Raw genomic sequence first — 15,004 nt, 5'->3', positions numbered from 1 at the left:
GCCGGCCGGGGAGACCGATTTCAGCAATTCCCGAGCGTGGCAGTGGCCAAACCGGGAAAGTCTGTAATCAGGCTGTCAACGCCGAAGTCGGCGAGCCTGCGCATCAGCGCAGGTTCGTTGACTGTCCACACCGACACATGCAGCCCCTGACGCTGCGCCTTTTGCAGGCGTTCCGGCGTACACAGGGTCCAGTTCAACGCCAGGTATTCACAGCCATAGCTGGCCGCCACCTTCAACGGGTCGAGCCAGGCGTACTCGGCCACCAGCCCACGCGATACGTCCGGCACCAGGTCCAGTGCGGCTTTCAGCACTTCCCGCGAGCTCGAGGTGATCGTCACCTTGTCGAGCAGGTTGAAACGCTGGGCCATCTCGCGAATCGCCAGCACCGTGGTCGCGGCGCGGGTACGTGAAGCGCTCTTGACCTCCAGCTGCCAGTGATCGAAGGCGCATTTCTCGAACAATTCCTCCAGCGTCGGGATCGGGCACGGCTTGATCCAGCCCGGGCCGCCCTTGCGCGCGTCGTAGGTCACCAGCTCGGCGGCGCTGTGCTCGACCACCTTGCCGCGCCGGTCGGTGGTGCGTTTGAGCGTCGGGTCGTGGATGACCATCAGCTCGTTGTCCATGGACAGATGCAGGTCCAGTTCGCAGCGGCGCACGCCGTGCTTGAGGCATTCCTGAAAGCTGGTCAGGGTGTTTTCCGGTGCTTCGCCCTTGGCGCCGCGATGGCCGTAGATGAGGGTCACGGTTCTTCCTTACGTTAAATGCCTGATTCTTGTTCGCGGGCCAGACGTCGTTCCTGGGCCTGCTTCTGCAAAATGTAGCGGGCGAGCAACTGGCGCTGGGCGTCGGTCGGACGCTCGAACTCGGTGCCGATGTCGAAACCGTCGCCCTTGGGGTCGCAATGGGTCACGCGAGCGCGCAGCAACAACCCGAGGGCCTGCGGCATCAGCACCAGTTTTATCGACAGGTGCGCGCCGGTGGCAATCGGCGTCGGGTGCTGGAAGTCGATGCCGCCCTCGGAGATGATCACCGGCTGTGGCTCGCCGATCTGGCCCAGCACGGTGAGGGCGATCACCTGGCTGAGCAGATCGATGCGTTTGTTCTGGACTTTGAGGAACGCCGCGAGGTTGCGATCGCGCTCGCTGATCTGGCGCAACAGGTGCTGCGACTCGAATTCGCTCAGGTGCAGTTCGCTGAGCACGTTGAAGAGTGGGGAAGCATCCTGCAACACTTCCTGGCCTGCGGCTTCGGGAGCGGACAGGGGCCGAATTTCCAGTGCGATCGTGTCCTCGATACGGTAGTATTCGCGGCGATCTTCTTCATCTAATGTCGACATGGCGAACCCATGGTAGCGGCGGTGGTCTGAGTGTAAAGCTGGTTATCGACCCCCGCCACAAGGACGTTCCTTTTCCCTCCGAACAAGCCCCGACATGTTCAGACCTCTCTTCGTATTCATTGGCACGCGTTACACCCGTGCAAAGCGTCGCAATCACTTTGTGTCGTTCATTTCCCTGACTTCCATGATCGGTCTCGCCCTTGGCGTCATCGTGATGATCGTGGTGCTGTCGGTCATGAACGGCTTCGATCATGAGATGCGTACCCGCGTGCTGGGCATGGTGCCCCACGCGACCATCGAGTCCGGCGAGCCGATCAGCAACTGGCAGGGTCTGGCCGACAAGGTCCGGCAGAACCGGCAGGTGACGGCCGTGGCGCCCTTCACCCAGATGCAGGGCCTGCTGACCAACAACGGCAAGGTGTCCAAGGTACTGCTCAATGCCATCGACCCGGCACTGGAGCGGCAGGTGTCGATCATTGACAAGTTCATGTTGCAGGGCAAGCTCGACGACCTCGAGCCCGGCAGCTTTGGCATCGTCATCGGCGACAAGGCGGCCGCCAAGCTCGGTGCGGCCATTGGCGACAAACTGACCTTCGTCGCGCCGGAAGTCACCGTGACGCCGGCCGGGATGTTCCCGCGCATGAAGCGCTTCACCGTGGTGGGCATCTTCCACGTCGGTGCCGGCGAGATCGATGGTTACCTGGGCGTCACCAACCTGCAGGACCTGGGGAAACTGCACCGCTGGAAGCCGGATCAGGTGCAAGGCCTGCGCCTGAAGTTCGACGACCTGTTCCAGGCACCACGGACCGCGTGGAACATCGCCCAGCAGCTGGGCGAAGACCATTACTACGCCCGCGACTGGACGCGTACCCACGGCAACCTGTACCAGGCGATCCGCATGGAAAAAGCCATGATCGGCCTGCTGTTGCTGCTGATCGTCGCCGTCGCCGCGTTCAACATCATTTCCACGCTGGTGATGGTGGTGAACGATAAGAAGAGCGACATCGCGATTCTGCGCACCCTCGGCGCCACGCCGCGCACGATCATGGCGACCTTCATGGTGCAGGGCACCGTCATCGGCGTGGTCGGCACGTTGATCGGCGCCGTCCTCGGGATCTTCGCCGCGCTGAACGTCAGCGCCGCGATCTCGGCGCTCGAAGGTCTGATCGGCCACAAATTCCTCAACGCCGACGTGTATTTCATCGATTACCTGCCGTCGCAAGTGCAGAGCCAGGATGTGTTGATGGTCTGCGCCGCCGCGTTGGTCCTGAGTTTCCTCGCCACCCTGTATCCAGCCTGGCGTGCCGCGCGCACCCAGCCTGCGGAGGCGCTACGTTATGAGTGAGTCGGGCATGAGTGATAAAGCAATCTTGAGCTGCCGCAACCTGGGCAAGTCCTACGAGGAAGGCCCTGAATCGGTGGAGGTTCTCAGTGGCTTGCAATTGGAACTGCATCCGGGGGAGCGCGTGGCGATCATCGGCAAGTCGGGTTCGGGCAAAAGTACCTTGCTCAACCTGCTCGGTGGCCTCGATACGCCGACCAAGGGCAGCGTCTGGCTCGACGGTGAGGAGCTGTCGGCCCTGAGCGAGAAAAACCGTGGCCTGCTGCGCAACCGTGCACTGGGCTTCGTGTATCAGTTCCACCATTTGCTGCCTGAGTTCACCGCGCTGGAAAACGTCTGCATGCCGCTGCTGATCGGCAAGACTGCAATCCCCGAGGCGCGCCAGCGTGCGACCGCGTTGCTGGAGCGGGTAGGGCTCGGCCATCGGCTGGAGCACAAGCCTGCAGAGTTGTCCGGCGGCGAGCGTCAGCGCGTGGCCATCGCCCGTGCGCTGGTGAACAAGCCCGGCCTGGTGATGCTCGACGAGCCGACCGGTAACCTCGATTCCCACACGGCCGAAGGCATTCAGGAATTGATGCTGGAACTCAGCACGTCGATGCGCACGGCGTTCCTGGTGGTGACCCACGACATGAACCTGGCGCGCCAGATGGATCGTGTCCTGCACCTGCAGGAAGGTTGCCTGACCCCAATCCCTTGAGCGCTGCTGCGCTCAAGGGACTGACCGCTTTTTAAAGCTGATTTTTATACGGTGCCCCAGCGAATGTTCAGACCGTTATCGATCTTTATCGGCACGCGCTATACCCGCGCCAAGCGACGCAATCGCTTTGTTTCCTTCATCTCGATGACTTCGATGATCGGCCTCGCCCTCGGCGTGCTGTCGATGATCGTGGTGTTGTCGGTCATGAACGGTTTCCAGCGTGAAATGAGTTCGCGCATCCTCGGCATGGTGCCCCACGCCACGATCGTCGGCGTCAACCCGATCGACGACTGGCAGCCGGTGGCGGCGGCGGCGATGAAGAACCCTGAAGTGACTGCCGCCGTGCCGTTCACCGAACTGGAAGGCATGCTGTCCTACAAAGGTTCGATGCAGCCGATCCAGGTCAGCGGCGTGGATCCGGCGCTGGAAGGCAAGGTGTCGATCGTTGCCCAGCACATCGTTCAGGGTCGTCTCGATGCCCTGAAGCCGGGCGAGTTCGGTGTGGTGATCGGCGAGATCACGGCGCGACGGTTTCGCTTGAATGTCGGTGACAAGATCACCCTGATCGTGCCGGAAGTCAGCACCGCGCCGGGCGGGATCACCCCGCGCATGCAGCGTTTGAACGTGGTGGGCGTATTCAAGGTAGGGGCTGAGCTCGATGGCTCGATGGCACTGATCCACGTCGCCGACGCCGCGCAGATGCAGCACTGGCAACCGAACCAGGTGCAGAGTGTGCGCCTGGCATTGAAGGACTTGTACGCGGCGCCGAAGGTTTCCAGCGATATCGCTGGCGGTTTGGGCACGGCCTACAAGGCTGACGACTGGACGCACACCCAGGGCAGCCTGTTCAGCGCGATGAAAATGGAAAAAACCATGATCGGCCTGCTGTTGCTGATGATCGTTGCGGTGGCGGCGTTCAACATCATTGCCACGCTGATCATGGTGGTGAACGACAAGGGCGCCGACATCGCGATCCTGCGCACCATCGGCGCCACGCCCCGGCAGATCATGGCGATCTTCATGGTCCAGGGGACGGTGATCGGGGTGGTGGGCACGTTGATCGGTGGCGTGCTGGGCGTGATCGCCGCGCTGAACGTCAGTGAGCTGGTTGGCTGGGTCGAGCGGGTGAGCGGGCAGCACATCTTCAGTTCCGATGTGTACTTCGTCAGCAATCTGCCTTCGCAGCTGCAGGGGGGCGATGTGGCCCTGATCTGCACGGCGGGGTTCGTCATGAGTTTCCTGGCCACGGTTTACCCGGCGTGGCGGGCGGCGAAGGTCGAACCGGCTCACGCCCTTCGATATTCGTAAGCTGACAGACCGCTTTCGTCGGAATGCCGGCCGGACCAAGCCCGCTCCCACGGTTGACCGAGTCGAGATACGCATTTGTAAACGACTCGGTCCCCATGGGGCAGCGGGCTTGGCCTACGAAGGGGCCAGTCCTGTGTACGTCAATCCATTCTGGGTAGCGTGATCACAAACCGGGTCCACCCCTGCTCCGATTCGCAATGAATCCGCCCGCCATGGGCTCGAACGATCGACTCGGTGATCGCCAATCCCAGTCCCGCATGTTCGCTGCTGCCTTCCTGTCGCGCCGGGTCTGCCCGGTAGAACCGGTCAAACAAACGCGGCAACCTGGCTGCGTCGATGCCGGCGCCGCTGTTCTCGACGGTCAGGCTCAAGCCTTTGGCCTGATCGGTGATGCGTACCCGAATCTCCCCCCCGGCCGGGGTAAAGCGCAAGGCGTTGTCCAGCAGATTGGAAAGCGCCCGCCGCAACATGCTGCGATCGCCGTCGATGCGCGCACTGCCATGACGGCTGACCGTTACCCGGGCGTCCTCGGCCAGTGGCGCAAAAAACTCCAGCAGCACATCCGCTTCTTCCGCCAGCTCCAGCGATTCGCGCCTGGGCGCCAACAGACCGTGGTCGGCCTTGGCCAGGTACAACATGTCGTTGACCAGTTGCGCCATCCACTGCAGCTCCTCGAGGTTGCTGTGCAACGCTTCGCGATAATCTTCGAGGGGGCGAGGGCGGGTGAGGGTGACCTGGGTGTGGGTCAGCAGGTTCGACAGCGGTGTGCGCAGTTCATGGGCGATGTCGGCGGAGAACGCCGAGAGCCGCTGAAAAGAGTCGTCGAGGCGTCCGAGCATGGCGTTGAAATGGTGAGCCATTTCCGCGAGCTCTGGCGGCATGTCTTCTGCGGGCAGGCGGGCATTGAGCGATTGCGCTGAAACGCCACGGGCGACCGCACTCATGCGGCGCAACGGCCGTAGCCCGCTGCGCGCCGCCCAGGCACCGAGCAGTGCGGTGGCCAGGGCGGACAGGCCGACGGTCAGCCAGATCAGGCGCTGCATGCGTTGCAGGAAATGCTGGTGATGGGTGATGTCCAGCAACAGGGTCAGTTGCGGGGAGCCCGGCCGGTCGACAGACAGTGGCGCATTCAGCACCCGGTAGTCGGTGCCGTCGTGGCTGATCGTGGATAACCCTGGCGTTTGCGGGAGCCTGTCGGGCAGGCGCGTCGAGCTGTCGAACCAGCGCTGGCCGTCGTTGCCGGTGATGCGCAGGGAGACGTCGGCTTGACGGCTCAGTTCATCCGCCAGCCTGACTTCGCTCCCGCTCGATTGCAGGTCAGGCAGCGCCCGGCGCAAAGCCATCAGCTTGCCGTCCAGCAATTGCTGGTCGAGCTCGACAAAGTGCGCCTCGCTGGCGCGGCTGAACAGCACGCCGGCCACCAGCGACACCACGGCTGTGCAGGCGGCGAACAGCAGCGCCAGGCGGCTGCTCAAGGACAGTCGACGCATCAGGCGGGGCGCTCTTCAAGGACGTAACCCATGCCGCGCACGGTGTGGATCAACTTGTTCGGGAACTCGTCGTCGATCTTCAGACGCAAACGACGGATGGCGACCTCGATGACATTGGTGTCGCTGTCGAAATTCATGTCCCAGACCTGGGAGGCGATCAACGATTTGGGCAGCACCTCGCCCTGACGGCGCAGGAGCATTTCCAGCAGGGAGAATTCTTTGGCGGTCAGGTCGATGCGCTGGCCATTGCGCTCGACACGGCGGCGGATCAGGTCCAGGCGCAGGTCCGCCAGTTGCAGGCTGGTTTCCTGGGGTTGGGCGCTGCCGCGCCGCAACAGGCTGCGGACCCTGGCCAGCAGTTCGGAGAAGGCGAAGGGTTTGACCAGATAATCGTCGGCACCGAGCTCCAGGCCGTGGACCCTGTCCTCCACGGCGTCCCGGGCCGTCAGAAAAAGTACTGGCGTGTCCAGGCCCGCACTGCGCACTGCCTGCAGGATTTGCCAGCCATCGCGGCCAGGCAGCATCACATCGAGAATCAACAGGGCGTAGTCACCGCTCAGCGCCAACTGTTGGCCGGTGCTGCCGTCGGCGACCAGTTCGGTGTTGAATCCGGCCTCGGCCAGGCCCTGACGCAGGTAGTGACCGGTTTTTGCCTGGTCTTCGACGATCAGCAGTTTCATGGGGCGACTCGGGATCAATGGGACGGATGCTTTATACCGTGGGCGGTGTCGGTGCAGGCCAACCTGACAAAGTTGTAATCTGTTCGTCAGGTTGCGGGCAGCGTCAGCAGTCTAAGGTTTTTCCACGCTGAACCTTACCTTGTTGGAGTGTGACCATGTTTTTACGCAAAGCGATGGCGGTCTGTCTGTTGGCGTTGAGTTCGCCGCTGTGGGCAGCGCCGGGGCACGGTTTCGATTTCGGACAACCGGCCCCGGCCGCCAAGGCGACCCGCAGTGTCGAAGTGGTGATGGGCGACATGTCGTTCACGCCCAAGGCGATAGATATCAAGGCCGGTGAAACCGTTCGTTTTGTGCTGGTGAACAAAGGCAAGTTGTTGCACGAATTCAACCTTGGCGACGCGGCGATGCATGCACGACATCAGCAGGAAATGCTCAAGATGCAGCAGAGCGGCCTGCTGACGCCTACCGGCATGAAGGAAATGGATCACGGTGCGATGTCCGGCATGGGGCATGAAATGAAGCACGACGACCCCAATAGCGTGCTGGTCGAGCCGGGCAAGACTGCCGAGCTGACCTGGACGTTCACCCAGGCGACCAGCCTGGAGTTTGCCTGCAATATCCCGGGTCACTATCAGGCGGGCATGGTCGGCAAGCTGACTGTCAGTCAGTAAGCACTCTAAGGCGCGGGCAAAGGCTGGTAGAATCCGCTGATTCTTCAGTCAGGTTTCCGCCATGCATCCCGCAGCCGAACACTCGCCGCTGGGCAAATCCAGCGAATACATCGCCACGTACACGCCGTCCTTGCTGTTCCCGATCCCGCGCACCGCAAAATGGGCGGAATTGGGACTGACGGCTGAAACCCTGCCGTACAAGGGCGTGGACTTCTGGAACTGCTTCGAGCTGTCGTGGCTGTTGCCTTCCGGCAAACCGGTGGTGGCGATTGGCGAATTCAGCATTCCTGCGGATTCACCGAACATCATCGAATCCAAGTCGTTCAAGCTGTACCTGAACTCCTTGAACCAGACCCCCTTTGCCGATGCCGCCAGCCTGGAAGCGACGCTGGTCAAGGATTTGTCCGCCGCTGCTGGCAAATCGGTGGGCGTGCGGGTCCGCAGCTTGCGCGAGGTCGAGGCCGAAGGTGTGGTGGCGTTGCCCGGCACCTGCATCGACGACCTGGACATCAGCGTCAGCGATTATGAGCATCCGCGTCCGGAGTTGTTGCGCTGCGATGATTCGCGCGTGATCGAGGAAAGCGTGCACAGTCACCTGCTCAAATCCAATTGCCCGGTCACCAGCCAGCCCGACTGGGGGAGCGTGGTGGTCGAGTACCGCGGTGCGGCACTGGATCATGCAAGCCTGCTGGCGTACATCGTCAGTTTCCGTCAGCACTCGGACTTCCATGAGCAATGCGTGGAGCGGATTTTCCTCGACCTGCAACGCTTGCTGAAACCGGAAAAGCTGACGGTGTATGCGCGCTATGTGCGGCGTGGCGGGCTGGATATCAATCCATATCGCAGCACCGAGGACGTACGGTTACCAAACCATCGTCTGGTTCGCCAATAACCGTACCCTGGGGGAGCGAGCCTGCAGGCATGAAAAAGCCCCGCCATTGGCGGGGCTTTTTGTATCCGGCGGTTTCAGATACCCATGTTGCCCAGGGCCTGCACGATGTTGCGCAGGGTGCCGGCGAGGGTAGGGTGTTCGATTTCGAAGCGTTCTACGGCCAGGTTCACGTTATCGGCAACGCTGGAATCCTGGGTTTTGGTTTCGAGCTCAAGCTCAAGTTCGATCTGCTGCATCAGCGCGTGCAGATCTTCGCGCTCGACTTCGGTCAGTGGGGGATTCTGTTCCAGTTGCTCGCGCAGAGTGTTGAGCTGTTGTTGCAATTCGCGGGCAGGCATGGCGTTCTTCCTTTTATCGATAGGCACTGGCATAGACCGCAGCGGCGCGCCAAAGGTCTATGGCTGACCTTTAGATTAATCCACTCGCGCGCAACGTGCATGATCTCGATCAGGGCTTTTCGCCTTTGCAGCGACGCAGGCTGATGTCCGCCAGGCAGGTGTCGAGCTCGCCCAGATGATCGATCACCGAATGCACCCCAAGGCTGAAAAGTTGCACCGTGGCCTTGCCGCGCAGGTGTTCGCGCTCCTTCTGGCTCAGGGCTTGCCATTCGTTGGGCGCCAGCCCACAGAGCGAGCCGCACGACGCCAGCCCGATGGTCCACAGCCCGGCGTTCAGGCCCGACTGCAGCAGACGCGGTTCGCCGCTGACCAGGACGCAGCCATCCAGACGCTCGACATTCAATGCCATCAACGCCTGCCAGCAGGCATTTGGCGCCGGCCACGGATTGATTGTTGCTGGGTGTTGCGATGGCTTGATCCATTCCGGCAGGGCGGCGGCCAGGGACCGGCTGACGGCAGGGGCGAGTTCGTCGAGCCAGGCACAGGGAATCTGTTGCCGTTGCAGGCTGAGCAAACTGTCCAGCGCGCCCGGTGTCACCTCGGCATGCTCGGCACGTACGCCGTGCTGGCGAGTGCGTGCGCCGAAATCCACCAGGCAGCCGCTGAGGCCGAACAGGACGGCGGTCAGGTTCGGAGCGACGAGAGGCAAGGCTTCGGCGTGCGGCATGTCAACATCCCTGAAATAACGAAACAGGCTATGCGTTAACGATGACAGTTGAGTGACAGGGATGTGAATCACGGGCAGTCATGGCGAATCGTCCGTAGGCCATCACCCACGAGGCTGCCTAAAGCGGCGTTTCCGTCTTATACTAAGCAGCTTGATGCCCGGGCCAAGAGGCCTGCGCCCCGTACAAACCCCAAGGAGTTTTTTATGCGCTGGAGCAATCATCTAGCTCAGCTTTGTGTGTGCGCCAGCGTCATGCTGGTTCCGTTCGCTGCCCAGGCAGCTTCGGAAGACGATCCTTGGGAAAGCGTTAACCGTCCGATCTTCCAGTTCAACGACTTCATCGACACCTACGGTCTCAAGCCGCTTGCCCAGGGTTACCAGGCCGTGACCCCGCAGTTTCTCGAAGACGGCATCCACAACATGTATCGCAACGTGGGTGATGTCACCAACCTTGCCAACAACATCCTGCAAGCCAAACCGGCTGCCGCAGGCGTTGATACTGCACGTCTGATCTTCAACACCACCTTCGGCCTGCTCGGCTTCTTCGATGTCGGCACCCACATGGGCCTGAACCGCAGCGACGAAGATTTCGGTCAGACCTTGGGCTACTGGGGTGTAGGAAGCGGTCCTTACGTCATGTTGCCGCTGCTGGGCCCAAGCACCCTGCGCGATGCGCCGGCCAGGTTCGTCGACAGCTACACCGGCCCTTACCGGTACATCAACGACGTGCCGGTGCGTAATTCGATCTTCGCCCTGAACATCGTGGATACCCGCGCCAGTCTGCTGTCCAGCGAGAAGCTGATCAGCGGCGACAAGTACACCTTCATTCGCAATGCGTACCTGCAGAACCGCGAATTCAAAGTGAAGGATGGCCAGGTCGAAGACGATTTCTGATTTCGACCGGTAAACATGAGAAAGGCGGCCCATCGGCCGCCTTTTTCGTTCTGGATCCTGTTTATTTCATCTTCAGGATTGTAAGCCCGAGTTTCTGCGCACCGCCGTCCTGTGCTTTTACCCACACCACCTCGGTGTCGGCTTCGAGGCCCTTGAGCGCAGCGTGATCGGACTCTATGCGCACGCTGAGGTGGTCGCCGACCGCAAATGAACGAGGCGCCTCGACCTGCATGCCACTGCTGGAAAGGTCGACGCAGACGGCTGCGATCTCGTCTCCCTGATGAATCAGCGCGATATCGGCATCGACTCGCATGCGGATGAAATCACGCTTTTCGCTGTAGTCCCGATCGGTTCGACTCATGGGCTTCGTCCTTCCATTGGGTTACGGTTTTGCCTGTTCTTATAACTCCCGGTGATTTGACAAGTAAAGACGTCAAGCGACCATCGGCGTGAGCTTGAAACGCCCCGCGGATGGGAGTACCGTCTGCGCCTTAGAAGGGCACCTCTGGTGTGCCGGCGAGTAGGGTCAATGCCCGAAAGCGGTGCGGCAGAGAGGCTAGAAAGCGAATCCAGTAGTGTGAGCCGGGACAACCCCAGCCTGCTACGCCAACCTAATTCTGGCGCCGTTTGCCCACATGCCAAAAACCAGTGCCACGCTGCTGATAATCGATGATGACGAGGTAGTGCGCGCGAGCCTCGCCGCCTATTTGGAAGACAGTGGTTTCAGCGTCCTGCAGGCCGGCAATGGCCAGCAGGGTCTTCAGGTATTCGAGCAAGACAAGCCCGACTTGGTCATCTGCGATCTGCGCATGCCACAGATGGGCGGACTCGAACTCATCCGCCAGGTCACCGAGCGGTCGCCGCAAACACCGGTTATCGTGGTGTCCGGTGCCGGCGTGATGAATGACGCGGTCGAGGCGCTGCGCCTGGGCGCGGCGGATTACCTGATCAAGCCTCTCGAAGATCTGGCCGTGCTCGAGCATTCCGTACGCCGGGCCCTGGATCGTGCGCGCCTGCTGCTGGAAAACCAGCGCTACCGCGAGAAGCTGGAAAAGGCCAATCGTGAGCTTGAAGCCAGCCTGAACCTGCTCCAGGAGGACCAGAACGCCGGTCGCCAGGTGCAGATGAACATGTTGCCGGTCAGTCCATGGACCACCGACGAATTCAAGTTTGCACACCAGATCATCCCGTCGCTGTACCTGTCGGGTGATTTCGTCGACTACTTCCGGGTCGACGAGCGTCGGGTAGCGTTCTACCTGGCGGACGTTTCCGGGCATGGCGCTTCTTCAGCCTTTGTCACCGTGCTGCTGAAGTTCATGACCACGCGCTTGCTGTTCGAGTCCAAGCGCAACGGCACATTGCCGGAATTCAAGCCTTCCGAGGTCCTTGGTCATATCAACCGAGGCCTGATCAGTTGTAAGCTGGGTAAACACGTCACAATGGTCGGTGGAGTCATCGACGAGGAGACAGGTTTGTTGACCTATAGCATCGGTGGTCATTTGCCGTTGCCTGTGTTGTACACGCCAGACAGTGTCCGTTATCTGGAAGGGCGTGGCCTGCCGGTGGGCCTCTTCAATGAGGCCACCTACGAAGACCACGTGCTGGAGCTGCCGCCGACGTTCAGCCTGACGCTGATGTCTGATGGCATTCTGGACCTTTTGCCGGAACCGACACTCAAAGAGAAAGAAGCGGCCTTGCCCCAGCGGGTCAAGGCAGCGGGCGGCACCCTGGATGGGCTGCGGCAGGTTTTTGGATTGGCCACGCTGGGGGAGATGCCGGATGATATCGCCCTGTTGGTGTTGAGCAGGAATCTTTGATGAGTACCGGTAGAATCCAGTTCGCCGAGCAGGACGGCACCTTCGTCCTGAAGTTCGTCGGTGAAGTTCGCCTGACCCTGTGTTCGGCGTTGGATGCGACTATTGAGCGGATCTTCACGGCGTTGAATTTCAACGCGATCGTGATCGACCTGACCGAAACCCGCAGCATCGACAGCACCACCCTTGGCCTGCTGGCCAAGCTGTCGATCCTGTCGCGGCAAAAGGTCGGCCTGCTGCCGACCGTGGTCACCACCCACGAAGACATCACCCGTCTGTTGCAGTCCATGGGCTTCGAGCAGGTGTTCAACATCGTCGACAAGCCTGTGCCGTGCCCGGAATGCCTGGACGACCTGCCGGATCAGGATCAATCCGAAGAAGTGGTGCGGATCAAGGTGCTCGAAGCGCACAAGATCCTGATGGGGCTGAACGATTCCAACCGCGAAGCGTTCCATGACCTGGTCAATGCACTGGAGCGGCACTGATTTCCTGAGGGGATGAAGTGTGGGAGCGACGGTGCGACGACTTGACCTGCCCGCGATGGCGGTATCAAGAACACCACAGAGTTGATCCCCACAAAAAAGGGCGAACCCACCAGGGTTCGCCCTTTTTGCATGACGGGAAATCAGATCACAGCTTGGCCTGCAGCAGTGCCTCGAGTTTCTCCTGGTCCCGGGCAAACTGACGAATGCCTTCGGCCAGTTTCTCGGTGGCCATGGCATCTTCGTTGGACAACCAACGGAACTGCGCTTCATTCAGGCTCAAGCGCGCTTCGCCGGCATTGCCCGGCGCCAGTTTGCGTTCCAGCTTGCCGGTGTCGGCGGCCAGTTTGTCGATCAGGTCCGGGCTGATGGTCAGGCGGTCGCAACCGGCCAGGTGTTCGATCTGGCCCAGGTTACGGAAGCTGGCGCCCATGACCACGGTCTTGTAGTCATTGGCCTTGTAGTAATTGTAAATGCGCGTTACCGACTGCACGCCCGGATCGTCCGCGCCGGTGTAGTCGTTGCCGTTGGCCTTCTTGTACCAGTCGTAGATCCGGCCCACGAACGGCGAAATCAGGAACACACCTGCATCGGCACACGCCGCCGCCTGGGCAAACGAGAACAGCAGGGTCAGGTTGGTCTGGATGCCTTCCTTTTCCAGGATCTCGGCAGCGCGAATACCTTCCCAGGTGGACGCAATCTTGATCAGCACGCGGTCGCGGCCGATGCCGGCTTTTTCGTACAGCTCGATCAGGCGGTGCCCACGCTTCAACATGGCATCCGTGTCGAACGACAGGCGTGCATCCACTTCGGTGGAAATGCGCCCAGGGATCACTTTCAGGATTTCCTGGCCCACGGCGACGCCAAAGCGGTCGCTGGCCAGGCCCACGTCACCCTTGCAGTCGCTGACGCTGGCGTTCAGCAATTCCGCGTAAGCAGGAATGGCGGCCGCCTTGAGCAGCAGGGAAGGGTTGGTGGTGGCGTCCACCGGTTTGACGCGAGCGATTGCTTCGAAGTCGCCGGTGTCGGCAACCACGGTGGTAAATTTTTTGAGTTGTTCCAGCTTGGAAGTCATGGGCGTGCTCTGTCCTGTGGGTCTAATGACATTACCCGAGCGCTGACAGCCACTCAAGGGCGCATGTGTGTATCGACGGCCCCGGTGGCAACAACCTGGAAACGGCTGTCTGATTGGCGGGGCGCGGTATCGATAGATACGATGACAAATCAGGGCACAGGTTCAACGCGAGCGACGGTTAGCCATGACCAGGGAGAGTGCGGTTACCGCCCCTCCAGCAACTGCGCCGCCTGATCCAGCAAGGCAAGAGGCTCTTTGGTCTTGTGAATGTCCACCGAGAGCAATTGCCGAAACTTGCGGGCCCCCGGAAAACCTGTGCCCAACCCCAGCACATGCCGGGTGATATGGTGCATCGAGCCGCCCGCCTCGAGATGCGCCGCAATATAGGGCCGCAACTGCGCCAGCGCTTCGGCGCGGCTGATCATCGGTGCCGTGCTGCCGAACAATTGCTGATCCACTTCGGCCATCAGGTAAGGATTGTGATACGCCTCGCGGCCCAGCATCACGCCGTCGAACGTCTGCAAATGTTCGCGACAGTCCTCAAGCGTCTTGATCCCGCCGTTCAGAATGATCTCCAGCTCCGGAAAATCCGCCTTCAGCCGCGCCGCCACGTCATAACGCAGGGGCGGGATATCGCGGTTCTCCTTCGGCGACAAACCTTCCAAAATCGCAATACGCGCATGCACGGTAAAACTCGTGCACCCGGCATCGCGAACCGTGCCGACAAAATCACACAACTGCTCGTAACTGTCGCGCCCGTTGATACCGATCCGATGCTTCACCGTCACCGGGATCGACACCGCGTCGCGCATCGCCTTCACGCAATCGGCGACCAATTGCGGATGCCCCATCAACACCGCGCCAATCATATTGTTCTGCACCCGATCGCTCGGGCAGCCGACATTCAGGTTCACCTCATCGTAACCCTGCGCCTGGGCCATGCGCGCGCACGCGGCCAGGTCCAGCGGCACACTGCCGCCGAGCTGCAGGGCCAGCGGGTGCTCGGCTTCGTCGTGACGCAGGAACCGCTCGTGATCACCATTGAGCAGCGCCCCGGTAGTGACCATCTCGGTGTAGAGCAGGGCGTGTCTGGAGAGCAGACGCAGGAAATAGCGGCAGTGGCGGTCGGTCCAGTCCATCATGGGGGCGACGGAGAAGCGGCGGGAGGGTGTAGCTTTGCGTTGAGGCATTGGGGGATCTGAATCAGGAAGGCGGAGGCGTGCAGTTTATCAGGGATAAACAGGCGGTGTTTGGTGAG

The 15,004-nt window shown here is 61.1% G+C and carries 17 protein-coding genes; 8 read left to right on the top strand and 9 right to left on the bottom strand.

Translation table 11 applies throughout. The features are described 5' to 3' along the window. Window positions 1-20: 20 nt before the first annotated feature. Window positions 21-743, bottom strand: a complete 723-nt coding sequence (locus tag ACM6IM_RS11415; RefSeq protein WP_192301815.1) for a glycerophosphodiester phosphodiesterase — start codon at window positions 741-743, stop codon at window positions 21-23. Between the two features lie 14 nt (window positions 744-757). After that, entirely contained in the window at window positions 758-1,336 is a 579-nt protein-coding gene (locus tag ACM6IM_RS11410) for a PilZ domain-containing protein (RefSeq protein WP_192301814.1), read from the bottom strand. A gap of 94 nt (window positions 1,337-1,430) precedes the next feature. Between ACM6IM_RS11410 and ACM6IM_RS11405 the strand changes: the two genes are divergently transcribed. The 3 genes from ACM6IM_RS11405 to ACM6IM_RS11395 all read left to right on the top strand — a co-directional run bounded on the left by ACM6IM_RS11405 (window position 1,431) and on the right by ACM6IM_RS11395 (window position 4,683). Beyond that, a complete protein-coding gene (locus ACM6IM_RS11405; RefSeq protein WP_192301813.1) occupies window positions 1,431-2,681 on the top strand; it encodes a lipoprotein-releasing ABC transporter permease subunit in 1,251 nt (416 codons plus the stop codon). A 7-nt stretch (window positions 2,682-2,688) separates the two neighbouring features. Further along, the gene (gene lolD, locus ACM6IM_RS11400) at window positions 2,689-3,375 is read left to right on the top strand and encodes a lipoprotein-releasing ABC transporter ATP-binding protein LolD (RefSeq protein ID WP_192301812.1); all 687 of its coding nucleotides are present in this window, start codon (window positions 2,689-2,691) and stop codon (window positions 3,373-3,375) included. Between the two features lie 63 nt (window positions 3,376-3,438). Next, window positions 3,439-4,683: a lipoprotein-releasing ABC transporter permease subunit gene (locus ACM6IM_RS11395; protein ID WP_192301811.1), complete on the top strand. Its 1,245-nt coding sequence runs from the start codon at window positions 3,439-3,441 to the stop codon at window positions 4,681-4,683. Between the two features lie 140 nt (window positions 4,684-4,823). On the opposite strand, the gene ACM6IM_RS11390 is transcribed toward ACM6IM_RS11395, so the two are convergent. Beyond that, window positions 4,824-6,173 (bottom strand): heavy metal sensor histidine kinase, encoded by a 1,350-nt coding sequence (locus ACM6IM_RS11390; protein ID WP_414865173.1) that lies wholly within the window; start codon window positions 6,171-6,173, stop codon window positions 4,824-4,826. Continuing rightward, window positions 6,173-6,853: a heavy metal response regulator transcription factor gene (locus ACM6IM_RS11385; RefSeq protein ID WP_192301809.1), complete on the bottom strand. Its 681-nt coding sequence runs from the start codon at window positions 6,851-6,853 to the stop codon at window positions 6,173-6,175. Before ACM6IM_RS11385 ends, ACM6IM_RS11390 begins: the two co-directional genes overlap by 1 nt. 155 nt (window positions 6,854-7,008) lie before the next feature. Here ACM6IM_RS11385 and ACM6IM_RS11380 point away from each other — a divergent pair, with 155 nt between their 5' ends. Together ACM6IM_RS11380 and queF are read left to right on the top strand one after the other, a co-directional pair. Further along, entirely contained in the window at window positions 7,009-7,524 is a 516-nt protein-coding gene (locus ACM6IM_RS11380) for a plastocyanin/azurin family copper-binding protein (RefSeq protein ID WP_414865172.1), read from the top strand. Window positions 7,525-7,585: 61 nt separating this feature from the next. Further along, the gene (gene queF / locus ACM6IM_RS11375; RefSeq protein ID WP_414865171.1) at window positions 7,586-8,416 is read left to right on the top strand and encodes an NADPH-dependent 7-cyano-7-deazaguanine reductase QueF; all 831 of its coding nucleotides are present in this window, start codon (window positions 7,586-7,588) and stop codon (window positions 8,414-8,416) included. 74 nt (window positions 8,417-8,490) lie between these two features. On the opposite strand, the gene ACM6IM_RS11370 is transcribed toward queF, so the two are convergent. Further along, window positions 8,491-8,754: a DUF4404 family protein gene (locus tag ACM6IM_RS11370; protein ID WP_192301806.1), complete on the bottom strand. Its 264-nt coding sequence runs from the start codon at window positions 8,752-8,754 to the stop codon at window positions 8,491-8,493. 109 nt (window positions 8,755-8,863) lie between these two features. Continuing rightward, window positions 8,864-9,481: an HAD family phosphatase gene (locus ACM6IM_RS11365; protein WP_414865170.1), complete on the bottom strand. Its 618-nt coding sequence runs from the start codon at window positions 9,479-9,481 to the stop codon at window positions 8,864-8,866. Between the two features lie 204 nt (window positions 9,482-9,685). On the opposite strand from ACM6IM_RS11365, the gene ACM6IM_RS11360 reads away from it, so the two are divergent. Beyond that, a complete protein-coding gene (locus ACM6IM_RS11360) occupies window positions 9,686-10,375 on the top strand; it encodes a VacJ family lipoprotein (protein ID WP_192301804.1) in 690 nt (229 codons plus the stop codon). A gap of 61 nt (window positions 10,376-10,436) precedes the next feature. Here the strand turns inward: ACM6IM_RS11360 and ACM6IM_RS11355 are convergent, their stop codons facing one another. Beyond that, a complete protein-coding gene (locus ACM6IM_RS11355; protein WP_414865169.1) occupies window positions 10,437-10,736 on the bottom strand; it encodes a PilZ domain-containing protein in 300 nt (99 codons plus the stop codon). 274 nt (window positions 10,737-11,010) lie between these two features. Here ACM6IM_RS11355 and rssB point away from each other — a divergent pair, with 274 nt between their 5' ends. Further along, entirely contained in the window at window positions 11,011-12,192 is a 1,182-nt protein-coding gene (gene rssB / locus ACM6IM_RS11350) for a two-component system response regulator RssB (RefSeq protein WP_192301802.1), read from the top strand. Then, window positions 12,192-12,674, top strand: coding sequence for an anti-sigma factor antagonist RssC (gene rssC / locus ACM6IM_RS11345; RefSeq protein WP_192301801.1), 483 nt, complete (start codon window positions 12,192-12,194; stop codon window positions 12,672-12,674). Before rssB ends, rssC begins: the two co-directional genes overlap by 1 nt. A 145-nt stretch (window positions 12,675-12,819) precedes the next feature. On the opposite strand, the gene tal is transcribed toward rssC, so the two are convergent. Together tal and dusA are read right to left on the bottom strand one after the other, a co-directional pair. Next, entirely contained in the window at window positions 12,820-13,746 is a 927-nt protein-coding gene (gene tal / locus ACM6IM_RS11340; RefSeq protein WP_414865168.1) for a transaldolase, read from the bottom strand. Window positions 13,747-13,949: 203 nt separating this feature from the next. Beyond that, the gene (gene dusA, locus ACM6IM_RS11335) at window positions 13,950-14,936 is read right to left on the bottom strand and encodes a tRNA dihydrouridine(20/20a) synthase DusA (protein WP_414865167.1); all 987 of its coding nucleotides are present in this window, start codon (window positions 14,934-14,936) and stop codon (window positions 13,950-13,952) included. Window positions 14,937-15,004: the final 68 nt, after the last annotated feature.

Source organism: Pseudomonas sp. IT-P12, from assembly GCF_949767465.1.
GTDB lineage: Bacteria > Pseudomonadota > Gammaproteobacteria > Pseudomonadales > Pseudomonadaceae > Aquipseudomonas.
Note: the sequence above shows the minus strand (reverse complement) of the source record. Positions and strands in the feature narration are given on the sequence as shown.